The organism is Parabacteroides sp. CH2-D42-20 (assembly GCF_003670185.1).
Lineage (GTDB): Bacteria > Bacteroidota > Bacteroidia > Bacteroidales > Tannerellaceae > Parabacteroides > Parabacteroides distasonis.
The window spans coordinates 19,240-33,820 of the sequence record NZ_RAYG01000015.1 but is presented as its reverse complement, the minus strand read 5'-3'; the positions used below and the strand labels follow the sequence as shown (position 1 = coordinate 33,820).

Sequence of the window (14,581 nt, the reverse complement as noted above, 5' to 3'; positions counted from 1 at the left end):
GTATATCAGAATTTTAGACTGCAATTCAATCCGTAAGTACGAGGCGTGACACTCGTCTTCGGACTAACAACCGGCTCCAAATGCAAGGATAAATCCGGTGATATATCAAAATCGAATAACTGGGCATCCACGTAGGCATCCACGATACTCAACGCATACACCCCGACCGTAATAATTATACTTAAGTCTCTATATCGACGAAAATAATCCTTCTGTCTTTTCAATTGATCCTTGAAATTTGAATTATTAATCGCATCCTCAGGAGCCATGGAAGTCAAGTCTTGCCAACTTTTACTCCAAGCATCCGGATTTTCCAGATTCTTAGCGGCATCATACATGATATCCTTATAAGCCGTCGAATAATCCTTATAGTTCTTGTTGTTCCAAGTCACGGCATACATACATCCCATCAAGCCACCGTAAACGATCGGTAATTTCCAATATTTCCGGTTATAGATCTGTCCCAGACCCGGAACCAAGGCGAACAAGACCGCTTTTGTCGGATTCGGCTTAAAAGCCAGCTTCATCTTCACTTCCGGTACGCCCACCGAATCGGCCGCCATCAAGACGGCTTGCACGGTAGAATCCGGGGCAGCTACCTCCACGGAATCGGAAACTATAGCAGGAACGGCTTTCTCCGTCTTATCCTCCTGTGCGTTACCCATCCCGGCATAGCACATGAATCCGATCAAAAGGAGTATGATTCGATTTCTCATTTCAATTTATCCAGTAACCCGATCAATTGCTCCAACTCTTCTTCCGTGGCGAAAGGAATCGTAATTTTACCTTTTCCCTTCTCATTGCAAGTCAACTGGACTTTCGTATTGAAGTAACGGGACAAATGATCTTTCAGCAATTTAAACTCTTCCGGAAGTATCGGCTTACGATCCGATTTTTTCTTTTCCGGCAATTCCGGTTGTATTCCCTCGGCTATATTACGCACCATCTCCTCCACGTTACGAACGGAGAGTCCTTGAGCCAATATCTGCTCATATAAAGCTAATTGAACCTCCGGATCATCCACCGGGATCAATGCCCGGGCATGTCCCATATCGATCTTCTTGTCCTTCAATCCTACTTGGATCTCGGCGGGAAGTTTCAACAAACGAAGGTAATTGGCGATCGTAGCACGCTTCTTTCCAACCCTTTCGCTCAACCCCTCTTGGGTCAAGCCGTAATTATCGATTAATTTTTGATAAGCTAACGCGATTTCGATAGAGTTCAAGTCCTCTCGTTGGATATTCTCTATCAAAGCCATCTCCACCACGCTCTCGTCGGCCGCCGTCTTAATATAAGCGGGAATACGCTCCAAACCTGCTTTAAGCGACGCACGATAACGGCGTTCGCCAGAGATGATCATATATTGCTCGGGGCCGATTTCCTTCAACGTAATCGGCTGTATCACGCCTAACGAGCGGATAGAGGTAGCCAACTCCTCCAAGGTCTCTTCCTCAAAGACAGATCGAGGTTGCTCCGGATTAGGCTGGATCTTGCTTAACTCGATCTCACTAATAGACGATGAACCACCTGTCTTCAGGTCATCCATCGTAATTAACGCGTCTAATCCACGGCCTAACGCCGATCTTTTTAATGCTGCCATAATCCTTTATTTTTTTCAACAATCTCCTGTGCCAACTGCATATGGTTGATAGATCCTTTCGAATCCGCGTCATACAATAAGACAGGTTTACCGTAACTGGAAGCCTCGCTCAACTTCACGTTTCGTTGGATCACGGTAGTAAATACCAAATCGCGGAACGGACGTTTCACTTCCTCATAAATCTGGTTCGCCAAACGCAGGCGGGAATCATACATAGTCAAGAGGAATCCCTCTATCTCCAGTGCCGGGTTCAGCTTTGATTTGATAATCTTGATCGTGTTCAACAGCTTACTGATACCTTCCAAGGCGAAATACTCGCATTGTACCGGGATAATCACCGAATCGGCGGCTGTCAAGGCATTCACGGTTATCAATCCCAAAGAAGGAGAGCAGTCGATCAGGATAAAATCGTACTTCTCTTTCAGCGGTGTCAATATCTGCTTCAAGATCCGTTCACGATTCTCCAAGTTTAGCATCTCGATCTCCGCTCCCACCAAATCGATATGAGAGGGGATGATATCCAGTCCTTCCACTTCAGTCTGTGTGATAGCGCCGCTCGCGTCCTCACCGTTTACCAGACATTCATAGATAGAAAGTTCTACATTACGTATATCCACACCCAGACCGGATGAGGCATTCGCCTGCGGATCAGCGTCTACGACCAGCACCTTTTTCTCAAGAGCGGCCAATGACGCAGCCAGATTAATCGTGGTGGTTGTCTTCCCGACTCCACCTTTCTGATTTGCTAAAGCGATAATCTTTCCCATACTATACCTAATTAATTCGAGGGCAAAACTAAACATTAAAAACTGAACCAAACAGGGTTCAATCAAAACAATGCTTGTTTTGTTGATAAATCGCCCTAACTGTTGATAACTCGCAAATATAAGCAGAATAAATCAAATAGAGGGTTATAAGGCTGGTATATAGGTGTTTTTTTGGAAATGATAACGAAGTTTTAAACAAACAGAGGCTCCTCTCACATCTTATTTCTCCCAATCAATACGATAATAATACCCTGCGTCCGGACGAGAGAGCATCTCCTTTTGCGTCATCATTGCTTGTTTTTATATGGAGAACAGCGCTTTCGTTAAAAGTGAGAGGTTTCTTGAACTTAATAATAGCGGTATGGTAATTATCGTCCGTCCTACAGGCTAGTTCCTCTATACGTTGATTTTCCGAACTGATCTTTGGCGAAATACTTCCAGACCACCTATAGTTATACTCTAGTTCCGCAAGCAGAGGTCTTTTACATTGAATCAAGCGATAAGTCTCAAAGGTGGAATGTACTCCATCATCACACTGGAAAATAAAAAAAGAGGAGATCTTCTTATACTCTACCGGATAATTACGAAGAATAACCCGACTTTCGAGAAAATTCTCTAATCACAGGCAAGCCTAGTGACTAATGCAAAGTTAGAATATATTTTCATATCGAAAAACAAAAGGGCTCATCAAAATACATCAGCAATGTTTATTTATTTATTCTTAGCCTTCCCCTTTGAGGATTTTCGCAATTATCATTCTGACAATTTGTAATATCAACTCCCGGAGAATCGATTTTTCCGGGCATACGGACAGTTCGTGCGCAAATACGAGAAAAAAATTCGGCAATCATCTACATAACAATCCTTTATCGAAAAATGACCTTTCATTCTAGCGAGATTTATTCATCGTAATTCATATCCATTGAGTTCTTCGGGCGATTCCATAGGGTTACGACCGGGAAGTAACAGGGTTACGATGCCCATTCTAGAGTATTGACAACCCTATTCTTGACTACTTACGATGCCCAACGGCACTACTGGCGTTGCCCAACGCGACCTATCGCATATGCTTTAACCGCCTATCGTGTGCAAAAAGGGGACTTTTCCTGTCAAAAACGCCCGTTGAAGCCACCACTTTCCCTCTAGTTCTGCGTCTTTACAAGAGGTCTTTGTCACGCATATCCCCATTTATCCATCAAAAAGTTCGGATAACTGCGGTTTCGCTTACAGCCAGGCAAATAGGCAAAACCACAAAAGCCCCGCCGAAATACATCGACGGGGCTCTATCTTATGAACTGTGTCTTTCCTTACGGAAATTCGATCAGTTTTCTACTTATTTAACGATTGTCTTAACAGCCTCTTCACCATCAACAGCTACAGCTACGATACCAGCAGGTACAGCGATAGTTGCGTTGTCTGAAGTAAGAACTGTCTCAGCGACAACCTTACCTAAGATGTTAGTGATAACTACTGACTTACCAGCAGCGCCTTGAACAGTTACAGTACCGTTACCAGCTACTACAGATACACCTTCAACATTGTTGATGTTATCGTTAGATGTTACCATATCATCAGCATCAGTCTTAGGATAAGCATTGAATACTAATGCACCATCACCACCAGTCTTAGCGGCATCAAATCTAGAGCTAGCATCTGTCAATACTAAGCAACCATTGTGCATCTTCAACCAAGCAGCTTTCTTAGTCGGAGCAATCGCACTAGCAACATCACCAGCTACAGTCTGATATTGATTATCAGTTGCACCATATACATTAGACTCAATCAAGAATGAGTTGTTCGCACCCTCTTCACCATCTAAATAAGCTAATGCAGCCTTATCCGGATTTACATAACGGAATGACCAAGTTACGTTCTTGTGCTTGTCACCTGTCAATACATTGATGAACTTAGCATAGTTCTTATGGTAGTCAGCGCTGATTGCCTCGATACCCTCATTCTTCAATTGATCAGCAGTCATACCTTTGTATTTGCCAGTCAAGACAAACAAAGTATCACCATATTGAACAGCAGGAACGAAACCTACACGAGTGTAGCTACTGTTAGAAACAGCCTTCGTATTGAACAAGTATGGGTTAAGAGCCTCCTTACGATCTGCAACAGCAGCAGCAGAGTCAGAGTAGTTAACCAAATACTTACCATAGATAAATGCCGGAGTCTTCACGTGAATAGCGTGTACACATTGATATGGGTCGTCTGTAACTTGACCATCAGCAGTGATGTGCTTGCCACCTTCTGTACAAGGAATGATCTTCTCACCCTCGATCAACTCACGATAAGCAGAAACTAAGTATTGAGGTTTAACCTTACCTGCGCCACGAGTTAACCATGCTGTATCAATACGGAAAGCTAACTTACCATCAGCTTTAGCTTCACCCCAGATACCTGCGTAATCAACATCCTTGTTCAACAAGTTTCCATTATGCTCATCCATCAAATATTCACCACGGATAGTTTCCTTGAACATCAAGCTATCTGCTGAATTATCAACGTTCTCACCAAGAAGTGCATTGTTGAATTGACGATACAACGGAGTCTCATCCGGAGCGATGTAGAATGCAGAAGTTCTAGTCTCGTTCAACATTTGAGCTTTCAATGTAGCAGCACCATCATAGTCAGATACACCAGCCTTTGTTGAAGTAAGCTTCATCACATATTTACCACCTTCTTTCGTTACTGCAATAACAGCATGATAGCACTTACCATCGATTTGGTTATTTTCCTTGAAGTAGTAACCTGATGTCAAATTTGTATTATTATCTGTATCATACTGACTTACGTTGAATTTCTCTTCCTTATTTACAGACCAGATATTCTTTTTAGCATTGTCATTACTTGCTACATAAACAGTTCTGTAAAGGTTCTTTAATCCATTAATACGTTTAGCAACCGCAGCAGTAACAGGGAAACCATATTGAGCCTTAACAGCAGCTGCGTCATTTACCAAAGTATCCAAATTGAAAGCAGTCTTACCTTCTAATACAGTCAACGTAGAGTCTTTAGAAGACTTAGCGATGTATTTGTCTGTAGCATACGGATGCCAGTAGTTGAATGTATACTTGTTGATCATCAACTCTTCTTTATCCAAGTTCTTGTAACCTAACAATGAATCTGTTACAGAAGCTGCAGGAACAAGTTCGAAGAACAATGAATCTGTAGAATTGATAGTAACACCATTTGCAGAATTTACATCAGCTGTCAAGTACCAATAAGTAGCACCAGCCTTCTTATTCAAATTCAAAGTATAATCAGCAAGAACACCATCAGAGAACTCACGGTTATAAACCTCTAAAGTAGAGATATTATTCTTATCTGTTACGTTCTTCTTCAAGATTACCCATTGATAAGCCGGCATATGAGCTACGTTCTGCTCATCAGCATTAACGGTTGTCCACTCGATCGTACCATTTCTGTAGATCGGAGAAGCCAAATACTTACCAGCCTTATTTGTGATGTAATATACACCATCCTTCAAAGAAGTCTTAGTAGACTCTACAGCTGTACAATCCTTGTAACCCAAAGAGATATGAGTATTTTGGTCTTTGCTGTCAACAGTCAAGATACGAGTCTCGTTCTTGATCAAATCCTGCAAAGAAACACGCCAGTTAGCACCAGTATTTGCAGCAGCATCTTCCCAATACTTAACGTTATCTTCTTTCCATGTAATTTGTTTTACATAGATATACAAGCTATCATAAGCAGGAGAATAAAGGAAAGCGAACTTGTGTTGATCTTTAATAGCACTATTCTCTACTGCATCTAGAGCTGTACCAGTCTCACCCTTTTTCGTCCAGTTATAAGCTAAGAACTTGTAACCAGTCTCATTTGTATAAGCTGTATCAACTTTCAAATAAGCTTCTTTCTTCAAGTCAGAAACAAACAAATAACGGCTATCAGCATCGCCAGCACCTTCAGCTACAAACTTATTAGCGTTAAACGGATTCGTTAAAGTAGTACCTAGGATATCTTTATCGAAACCTAACTTAACACCAGCATCAGCTTTTTGGTTACCAAAGATAGTGTTCAACTCGTTAGCGCTCAAATAAACCTGTCCAGGAGCTTGCAATGTAAATGTTGCAAAAGTATTATTTTGAACATCCTTAGCAGCCCATTTCTGAACTTTCACGCCATTGGTAGTAGTGAAACCAACAACAGAGTCAGTTGTAAAGTAAGAGAACAAAGGTCTCTTATCTTCCAATTTCGTAATAGTTCTAGAGAAAGCCCAACCTGCGATTTCTCCACCTGTAGTCGGAGTCAGATCCACTTGGCTTTGAGATTTCAAAATTTCAGCCATTGTGATATCCAACATACGGCCTGTGCCCTTGTTCATGAAGTCGAACTTAGGAGCTTGACCCTGATTCTCGGAAGAAACAGTTACACACCAAAGTGTGTTCGCTAAGCCTGCAGAAGTAGAGGAAGAAGGAACCAATGATAAAACACCATTTTCGTCCATAGATAAGACGCTACCGGACGCATCATCTTTCAATTGGAAAAGACCAGAGTTAGCACCCTCAGCTAATTTCCCAATTGAATAAGCACCGTTTGCCGTAGGCAAAGGGTTTTGTGCCGGTGTTGTCTGCGCATTTGCTGACATCGCACTTAAAAGCGCAACACCAGCCAAAAGAGTAGAAAACTTTTTGTTCATAATTAAATAATTTAATATTAATACTAAAGTGTAATAAGCTCTTTAACAACGATCGCTCTCTTAAAAATCAAAACAAACGGCGATCGACTTTATTCATCATTTGCAAAGGTACGCGTTTCTTTGATTCGCGCAACCCTTCTTTATCATTTTTTTCTCGCCATATAGACTTTCTTATCAATCAAATAGACTATTCATTACAAAACCACCGATTACAAAGACAAACCCACTATTGTTCGGTACAAAAGATATATATTTTCCGATTAATTTCATTAATAAATAGGAATCTATATATAATGTACACGTACTTTAATATATAGATATATTATTTTCCGCAAATAACACATAGAGCTATATGGAACTAGATATATTAATAACACGTACCTTCGCTGTTCAAAAACATCACTTACAATAAGAAACCTCCTTAAAAGCATAGCGACGGATGCTTCCATCCCGTAACGTTAGCAAAAGATGCCCGGTTGATTCAATATCATGGATACAGGCCTCGAATTCTCCCGCCTCATCCCTATAGGCATGATAGCCCTCCCTTCTATACAATGCGGATTGATAGCGGATACAAATATCCTCGTATTCCTCTTGGAGGAGAGATAAATAATAGCGATAGAATATTGAGAGGAAACGATCTAAAACCTCTTCCCGGTTTACTTCATTGCCTGTTATTTGAAACAAAGAAACAGGATTCGGAGCATCTCCCCGAAACACCGCTTGATTCAAGTTTATGCCGATCCCGATGATGGAGCAATATAGATTATGCCCTGATAGATCGTTCTCGATCAACATTCCGCAAATCTTCTTATCTTTCCAGTAAATATCATTCGGCCATTTCACTGTGACATGATCCGTATATGAGTCTAACGTCTCTTTCACGCTCAAGGCCGCTATTTGAGAAATCAAGAATTGGCGATTTGCCGGGATGCACGTAGGGTACAGGACTGTACTAAACATCAAGTTCTTTCCCGCCTCAGACTCCCAGACATTCCCTATCTGCCCACGTCCGGCTGTCTGGAAATCAGCGACAACTACACTTCCTTCCAGAAGAGATTCCTTGATGACCAGCTCACGAAGCAGGCTATTCGTAGAAGTGGTTTCCGCCACACGCAAGATGCGGGGAGATTCATTATCAGTGCTCATCATTATAAATTTCCCTTATATTTTTTGGTAGTTTAGCGATCACCTCCCGGTAAGAGTGGAAGATCCAACGTTTAACCTCCTCGTCCTCCATATCCCGATCCAGATAAATGCTATTCCAGTATTTCTTATTAAAATGATAAGCCGGCTCAACCGCCGTATACCGTTCCCGTAACTCTTCCACATAGTCCGTACTGCATTTCAAGGAGACATGAGGCTCCTCCGCATCCAAAGGAAGCAGCAGGAACATCTTATTCTCTACCTTAAAGACCAGCGATACCTCATCGAACGGGAAACACTCGATGGTATTCTTCAAGGAAAGGCAGTATTCACGTACTTCTTCTATATTCATAACTTTTATCTTTTAACGGCAAGGAGCATAGAAAGCATCTTCGATATGGTCGATCAGGAAACCCGTCTCTTTCTTGATCAATGTCACGATATCAAAACGAACCGGTAAGTCTATATTAAAATAACGGACATAGGCATCCGCAGCGGCGACAATCCTTCGAATCTTCTTGGTGTCTACCGCATCTTCCGGTGAAAGCAAAAAATCCTCAGAGCGTGTCTTCACCTCCACCACGATTAACTCATCTTCCTTGACAGCGATAATATCCAGTTCATAATGATGCCAATGCCAATTGGTATGCAACACGTTATATCCATGTTTTACCAGATAGGCACGAGCCTCAGACTCACCTTCCCGACCCATATCGTTCTGTCTTGCCATCGCATTAATTTGCACAAATATAGCCATTTTCTTTGTTATTCGGCTATTCACTCGTACATTTGCAAATGTATGAAAGAAGAACGTAAATATTCATCGGCTCACCCCAATCATCCGAGGGTACACAAAGTGACCTTTATGCTGAATGACGAAGAGCATAAAGCGGTAAAACGTTACCTTTCACGCTACAAGATCGAGAATAAGTCCCGTTGGTACCGAGAGACGATCCTTTCTCACATCCTCAAGACCTTGGAGGAGGATTATCCGACTCTTTTCAACGAAAATGAGATGAGAAGATGAATCCTTTCAATGACGAATATTTCATGAAGCAAGCGTTGGTGGAAGCTCGTGCGGCAGCGTCCGAGGGTGAGGTTCCCGTAGGAGCTGTTATCGTCTGCAACAACCAGATCATAGCGAGGGCGCATAATCAAACCGAATGCTTGAACGACGTGACCGCACATGCCGAGATGTTGGCGATTACGGCCGCCGCCGGAGTCTTAGGAGCGAAATACCTGACAAATTGTAGTCTATACGTAACCGTGGAACCCTGCATAATGTGTGCCGGCGCGATCGGATGGGCACAATTAAGTACGATCGTATACGGGGCATCCGATGATAAAAGAGGTTTCTCCAAATTCGCCCCTCAAGCCTTCCATCCGAAAGCGATTATCAAAAAAGGTATCCTTGAAAAAGAGTGCGCGGAAGAAATGCAGCGTTTCTTTAAGCAAAGACGCTAAGCTCTATTTAACTTCCTCGTAATCCACATACTCCCCTTCATCCTTGGCGAATATCTTCTTACGGTGCACATAAGGTGTACGATCATCATCATCGTCCCGGGCGGTAGTAGTCGTAGAACGATGTCCGGAAGTATTGCTATTTGTTTGACGACGTTGTTCTCCCTTACGAGTGTTGTTTCCGCTACCAAAAAAGATGTTCTTAAAGGTACGCAAGATGGAGAAACCCATCAGAAACACCAACAGGATAAAGAAAAAGAATATTACAAACAAAAACTTAAACATAATCCGATACTTAAATGATTCTTTACTATCACAAACACAAAGATAAGAATTCTTGTTTATCCCTTTTTGTTAAAAATAGACAAGACTATATATAACAGGATGGTTCCAGAGATTCCCAAGAATCCCCATAACGCCACGAAAATAATGGCACAAGCGATCAATATATAGCGAAGCTCATTACCCTTCCACGCTAAGGATTTCACCTTCAGCGAGAACATCGGTATCTCAGACACCAACAGCAAGGAGGTAATGAACGCCAAGATAACAGTCACCAATACGAACAAGCCTTCATTCGCATGGACAACCGGTAAAACAGAATACCCCACCGAAGCCCAAAATAAAGCATGCGCCGGAACCGGCAAGCCGATAAACGAGGTAGTTTGCCGTTCATCAATATTGAACTTAGCCAAACGCAAACCTGAAAACGTAGGGATCACGAACGCCAGATAAGGGATATACGTATTCAAAGAGCCAAAAGGCAAAGCCGTAGAAGCCTCTCCCAACAACCAATAGACCACCATGCCCGGAGCGAAGCCAAAACTTACCATATCCGACAAGGAATCCAATTCCTTTCCCATCGGCGAGTAAGCCTTCAATAAACGAGCGGCAAAGCCATCGCAGAAATCAAAGACCGCGGCTATAATAATCCAAATCAACGCAGATAAAAGATTTCCGTGCAAGGCCATAACACTGGCGACACACCCGGACAGAAGGCTCAGACACGTAATCGTATTAGGAATATGTTTTCTTATACTCATTTTGACAAACGGGCTATAGGCGTTTGATTGCCTGTTACTTTTTGATCCATTTCTATTAATACCTCTGTTCCTACCGGCAGGTAGACATCCACGCGAGAACCGAATTTAATAAACCCCATTTGCTCGTCCACATGACATTTCTCTCCCGGCTTGGCATACGTAACGATGCGGCGTGCCATCGCCCCGGCAATCTGACGAGCCAAGACATCCACCCCGTTCCTCGTGGTAATCACGACCGCCGAACGTTCGTTCTCCGTACTACTCTTCGGCAGATAAGCCGCCATAAAACGCCCGTTCTGGTGGGAAACATGCTTAACGGTACCGTTTACGGGAAACCAATTGGCATGCACGTTAAAGATAGACATAAAGATAGATATCTGTAGGCACTTCTTATGAAGGATCTCGTTCTCCATCACTTCCTCGATGGCAACGATCGTACCGTCGGCGGGAGCGATCACCAAGCCTTCCGAATCATAAGGAAACCGACGGAAAGGACTACGGAAGAAGTTTAATACCAATAGGAACAATACGGTAAAAACAAAAGCGACAGAATAAAACAGCATACCCTTACCTACCGTATGGTACAAAGTTATATTCACAATAAATAATATTGTAAACAACGTAAGCAGTAAACCGGTTCCTTCTTTATGTACTTTCATTCTTCTTTGACTGTATCGTTTTATACTAAGAATCTGCAAAAATATTCATTTTTACCGAATATCAAAAATATATCACTTATTCACTGCCTCTATTTTACCTAACTCTACGTACCAAAGGTATCCATCTACCCGCTCGAAACCCATTTTACGAATTAATTGCAAGTAATTTCTTACCTGATTAGGATGGCGCTTATCTTGCCGTTCGCCAAATTTATAATCCACGACAATTACCTTGTTATCTTTTATCATTACCCGGTCCGGGCGTTTAGACAAGCCTTTACCGAACAGGATATCCACTTCATTCAAGACACGGGCGGAACCATCATACCAAGCCTTTACCTCCTCCGCTTGCAATAATTCTTCCAGACGGCTGATCAACTCCGCCGCTTCCTCCCGGTTAATCACCCCGGCTAACCGATAACTTTCGACCGAAGCGGGAATATCTTTCGACGTACGTATCCGGCTCAATACCTCATGCATCAAGGTACCGTGCTTCCGCCTGGCATTATCGAAAAAGAATCCTTTCCCATGCAGGCGTAATTGTAAACGATCATCCGGGGAAACGGAATACAGGCGGCTCATGGGGATTTCCTCCAGGGTATCTTCTGCCGTTCTACCCGAAGCTGGACGCCACCATTCGCCCCTTTCAAAGGTATCATCCTCGATCTCCGTCTCCACCCCCGCCCACAATAGATCGGCGATGGAAGTTATCTTCTCAACCTTACCTTCCTTGTTGATCTTCCTCGGACGTGGGGAGAATACGATCAGTTCTTCTTTCGAACGGGTAAAAGCGACGTATAAGGTGTTCAAGTTATCGATGAAAGCATGCAAGCGTTCCTTGAAATAATCCTTGGCGAAAATCGTGCTACTCAGGATCTGTCCGTAACGGACAGGAACTAAGTGCAGGCGGTCAAACGGCTTCTTCTCCGGGTGGCACCAAAGGATAACGGGCTTTGTCGGCTTATGGTCGATCTCCCAGTCCCCGAAAGGAATGATAACGACCTTAAAACCTAAGCCCTTGGATTTATGTACGGTCAAGATGCGGATAGCGTTTTGCCCATCCGGGGTAGCGATCGTCTTTCGATAACCGGTCTCGTCCCACCATCTCAAGAAACGGTTCAAATCCGCGCTTTCTTTTTGGGCGTACTCGGAAACCATATCCAAAAAGGCTTGCACGAATACCTGTTCCGTTTCCGGGAAGTAAGCGGAGAAGTTACGGAAGAGCCCTTCGGTTACCTCGTACAAGGATTGCCGGGAGATAGACTGAAGGTTTTGGAAAACAGACTCGTCCGCCTCGCTCTCCCCGAATTTTCCGGTTAATACTTGATAGGCATACATCGCCAATTTCCTGTTCGTCCGGTCCTCCGGATTTCGCAAATAGCGCAATACGGCGATCAGGAAACGGACCGCCGGAGAACTACCCACGAACAGGGCATCATCGGAGATGATATCGTAATTGTACCGGTCGGACGGATGCTCTTCCTTATAGGCTAGCAACGTATCAGCCACTAGAGCGCCTTCTTGATTGGTACGCACGAGTATGGCGATGTCTTTTAGCGCGTAACCGTTATCCTGCAAGCGCTCCAAGGTAGCCGGCAATCGCTCCATCGCCTCCTGCTTCCAGTCCTTCTCCTCATCGCCGGACAAGAAATCGATCCGTACATGTCCGTCCTTCTTCTGGAAAGGGGGAGGGACACGCTGAATGCTCTTATCATAAGCGGTCATGATCTTCGTGAAAAAGGCCGTGCGTTCTTCCTCGCTTAATGAGGAGGTTTTCAACGCTTCATTATATAGATCTTGCAGGATCGCCGGAGCGGCGGAGAAGAACGCGTTATTAAACTCCACGATATGGCGGCAGCTTCGCCAATTATCCATCAGGGTTTTCTCACGGACCTGTTCCTCCTCGAAATCCCTGCGGACTTGCTCGTCCAATAGCTTCCAATCCGAGTTACGGAAACGATAAATACTTTGTTTCACGTCGCCAACGATCAGATTCGCCCGGCCATTCGCCAGACTCTCCTCCACCAAGGGCCGGAAATTATTCCACTGCATGCCGCTGGTATCTTGGAACTCATCGATCATATAATGATCTACGTGCGTACCCGTTTTCTCGTAGATAAAGGGGGCGTCACTGCCGCTGATGACCTTATTCAGCAACTCGGTCGTATCGGCGATCAGCATGACATTCTTTTCTTCCCGGTAAGAGGCGATTTGCCGGGAGATATCGGTTAAGATCCCTAACGTATAATAATAACGCACGATCTCCCGGGCCGTGTTATAGGCTGTCAGGTTGGCGAACAGGGATACGATATTCTTTACGCAGGCATTCAACCCTTCCTCATATACACACCCGATGATCTGCCGGAGGCCCGGTGGAGTCGTCTTGGTCGTATAGGCATCCGGATTATCCGGCAGAGCTTGGAACGTGGCAGTCGGCTCTTTCATCTCACCTCTCGCCAGCTTCTCGAAATAGAAAAATGGGGAACGACTTCCTCCCTTAAAATCCGAGGGTTGTAAGGCGAACTGTTTCAGCAATGCCACTCCCTCCTCTCCTAAACGTTTCGCCTCCGCCTCTACGGAGCGGATAATGGCGTATAGCTCATTCTTATAGGCATCAAGGGCCTGCTTATCCGAGATATCTTTACCGACCTCCTCGCTAAATGCCTTATAACTCTCCTTAAAGACCTCCCGGCTGAGCGACATGATATCCTTCCGCAAGCTCCAGCCGCCACCATCCTCGATCTTGTCCTCGGCGAAACGCAGCAACCAACCTAGCAAATCCTTGCTCTCCGGCTTCTCCAGATCGGCCAGCAGGTTATCGATCGCCTCGGTCAAGACCAGTTCTTGGTCCATCTCGATACCATAGCCGCCTTGCAAGCCGATCTCGCGGGTAAAGGCACGCATCGTTTGCTGGAAAAAGCGGTCGATCGTACTGATATTAAAGGCGGAGTAATCGTGCAGGATAGCGACCAAAATCTTCCGGGCCTGCTCCCTCACCTGCCGCTCCGTCAAGGAATAGGCGGAAGAGAGTAGCTGGATATAATCGGACGCGCGGCCGGAAGCGAGGTGATAAAGTTCTTGAACGATACGGGTTTTCATCTCATCCGTCGCCTTATTCGTAAACGTCACGGCCAAGATCCGGCGGTAAGCGCCCGGCTGGGAGAAGAGTAACATCAGGTACTCCCCTGTCAATTTATGCGTCTTGCCCGCCCCGGCGGAAGCCCTATAGATTGTTAGCATAG

13 protein-coding genes are annotated in these 14,581 nt (G+C 44.2%); 2 read left to right on the top strand and 11 right to left on the bottom strand.

The annotated features are described in order from the left end of the window. Positions 1-5 precede the first annotated feature (5 nt). The 7 genes from D7V92_RS10950 to D7V92_RS10920 all read right to left on the bottom strand — a co-directional run bounded on the left by D7V92_RS10950 (position 6) and on the right by D7V92_RS10920 (position 8,906). On the bottom strand, positions 6-716 hold the full coding sequence (locus D7V92_RS10950) for a DUF5683 domain-containing protein (RefSeq protein WP_005866821.1): 711 nt from the start codon (positions 714-716) through the stop codon (positions 6-8). Further along, entirely contained in the window at positions 713-1,600 is an 888-nt protein-coding gene (locus tag D7V92_RS10945; protein ID WP_121772868.1) for a ParB/RepB/Spo0J family partition protein, read from the bottom strand. Before D7V92_RS10945 ends, D7V92_RS10950 begins: the two co-directional genes overlap by 4 nt. Next, a complete protein-coding gene (locus D7V92_RS10940; protein WP_005861254.1) occupies positions 1,588-2,367 on the bottom strand; it encodes a ParA family protein in 780 nt (259 codons plus the stop codon). Before D7V92_RS10940 ends, D7V92_RS10945 begins: the two co-directional genes overlap by 13 nt. 1,333 nt (positions 2,368-3,700) lie before the next feature. Continuing rightward, positions 3,701-7,030 carry a DUF6383 domain-containing protein gene (locus D7V92_RS10935; RefSeq protein WP_008773874.1) on the bottom strand — a complete coding sequence of 1,110 codons (3,330 nt, stop codon included), beginning with the start codon at positions 7,028-7,030 and terminating at the stop codon, positions 3,701-3,703. 399 nt (positions 7,031-7,429) lie between these two features. After that, positions 7,430-8,182 (bottom strand): biotin--[acetyl-CoA-carboxylase] ligase, encoded by a 753-nt coding sequence (locus D7V92_RS10930; RefSeq protein WP_121772867.1) that lies wholly within the window; start codon positions 8,180-8,182, stop codon positions 7,430-7,432. Next, positions 8,169-8,528 carry an MmcQ/YjbR family DNA-binding protein gene (locus D7V92_RS10925; RefSeq protein WP_005866809.1) on the bottom strand — a complete coding sequence of 120 codons (360 nt, stop codon included), beginning with the start codon at positions 8,526-8,528 and terminating at the stop codon, positions 8,169-8,171. Before D7V92_RS10925 ends, D7V92_RS10930 begins: the two co-directional genes overlap by 14 nt. A gap of 12 nt (positions 8,529-8,540) precedes the next feature. After that, positions 8,541-8,906, bottom strand: coding sequence for a YraN family protein (locus D7V92_RS10920; RefSeq protein WP_008773876.1), 366 nt, complete (start codon positions 8,904-8,906; stop codon positions 8,541-8,543). Between the two features lie 69 nt (positions 8,907-8,975). On the opposite strand from D7V92_RS10920, the gene D7V92_RS10915 reads away from it, so the two are divergent. After that, positions 8,976-9,203, top strand: a complete 228-nt coding sequence (locus D7V92_RS10915; RefSeq protein WP_005861242.1) for a hypothetical protein — start codon at positions 8,976-8,978, stop codon at positions 9,201-9,203. Further along, the gene (locus tag D7V92_RS10910; RefSeq protein ID WP_008780688.1) at positions 9,200-9,640 is read left to right on the top strand and encodes a nucleoside deaminase; all 441 of its coding nucleotides are present in this window, start codon (positions 9,200-9,202) and stop codon (positions 9,638-9,640) included. Before D7V92_RS10915 ends, D7V92_RS10910 begins: the two co-directional genes overlap by 4 nt. 3 nt (positions 9,641-9,643) lie before the next feature. Here the strand turns inward: D7V92_RS10910 and D7V92_RS10905 are convergent, their stop codons facing one another. From D7V92_RS10905 to D7V92_RS10890, 4 genes are all read right to left on the bottom strand, one after another. Beyond that, complete coding sequence (locus tag D7V92_RS10905) at positions 9,644-9,922, bottom strand: DUF4834 family protein (protein ID WP_008773877.1); 279 nt, start codon at positions 9,920-9,922, stop codon at positions 9,644-9,646. 56 nt (positions 9,923-9,978) lie between these two features. Beyond that, positions 9,979-10,680 carry a phosphatidylcholine/phosphatidylserine synthase gene (locus tag D7V92_RS10900; protein WP_005861239.1) on the bottom strand — a complete coding sequence of 234 codons (702 nt, stop codon included), beginning with the start codon at positions 10,678-10,680 and terminating at the stop codon, positions 9,979-9,981. Then, positions 10,677-11,339 carry a phosphatidylserine decarboxylase family protein gene (locus tag D7V92_RS10895; RefSeq protein ID WP_121772866.1) on the bottom strand — a complete coding sequence of 221 codons (663 nt, stop codon included), beginning with the start codon at positions 11,337-11,339 and terminating at the stop codon, positions 10,677-10,679. Before D7V92_RS10895 ends, D7V92_RS10900 begins: the two co-directional genes overlap by 4 nt. A 72-nt stretch (positions 11,340-11,411) precedes the next feature. Beyond that, positions 11,412-14,579 carry an exodeoxyribonuclease V subunit beta gene (locus tag D7V92_RS10890; RefSeq protein WP_121772865.1) on the bottom strand — a complete coding sequence of 1,056 codons (3,168 nt, stop codon included), beginning with the start codon at positions 14,577-14,579 and terminating at the stop codon, positions 11,412-11,414. Between the last annotated feature and the right edge of the window lie 2 nt (positions 14,580-14,581).

Excerpts from the sequence above, each read along its gene's own strand:
- D7V92_RS10950 (WP_005866821.1), bottom strand. The coding sequence starts at position 716 with ATGAGAAATCGAATCATACTCCTTTTGATCGGATTCATGTGCTATGCC.
- D7V92_RS10945 (WP_121772868.1), bottom strand. The coding sequence starts at position 1,600 with ATGGCAGCATTAAAAAGATCGGCGTTAGGCCGTGGATTAGACGCGTTA.
- D7V92_RS10940 (WP_005861254.1), bottom strand. The coding sequence starts at position 2,367 with ATGGGAAAGATTATCGCTTTAGCAAATCAGAAAGGTGGAGTCGGGAAG.
- D7V92_RS10935 (WP_008773874.1), bottom strand. The coding sequence starts at position 7,030 with ATGAACAAAAAGTTTTCTACTCTTTTGGCTGGTGTTGCGCTTTTAAGT.
- D7V92_RS10930 (WP_121772867.1), bottom strand. The coding sequence starts at position 8,182 with ATGATGAGCACTGATAATGAATCTCCCCGCATCTTGCGTGTGGCGGAA.
- D7V92_RS10925 (WP_005866809.1), bottom strand. The coding sequence starts at position 8,528 with ATGAATATAGAAGAAGTACGTGAATACTGCCTTTCCTTGAAGAATACC.
- D7V92_RS10920 (WP_008773876.1), bottom strand. The coding sequence starts at position 8,906 with ATGGCAAGACAGAACGATATGGGTCGGGAAGGTGAGTCTGAGGCTCGT.
- D7V92_RS10915 (WP_005861242.1), top strand. The coding sequence starts at position 8,976 with ATGAAAGAAGAACGTAAATATTCATCGGCTCACCCCAATCATCCGAGG.
- D7V92_RS10910 (WP_008780688.1), top strand. The coding sequence starts at position 9,200 with ATGAATCCTTTCAATGACGAATATTTCATGAAGCAAGCGTTGGTGGAA.
- D7V92_RS10905 (WP_008773877.1), bottom strand. The coding sequence starts at position 9,922 with ATGTTTAAGTTTTTGTTTGTAATATTCTTTTTCTTTATCCTGTTGGTG.
- D7V92_RS10900 (WP_005861239.1), bottom strand. The coding sequence starts at position 10,680 with ATGAGTATAAGAAAACATATTCCTAATACGATTACGTGTCTGAGCCTT.
- D7V92_RS10895 (WP_121772866.1), bottom strand. The coding sequence starts at position 11,339 with ATGAAAGTACATAAAGAAGGAACCGGTTTACTGCTTACGTTGTTTACA.
- D7V92_RS10890 (WP_121772865.1), bottom strand. The coding sequence starts at position 14,579 with ATGCTAACAATCTATAGGGCTTCCGCCGGGGCGGGCAAGACGCATAAA.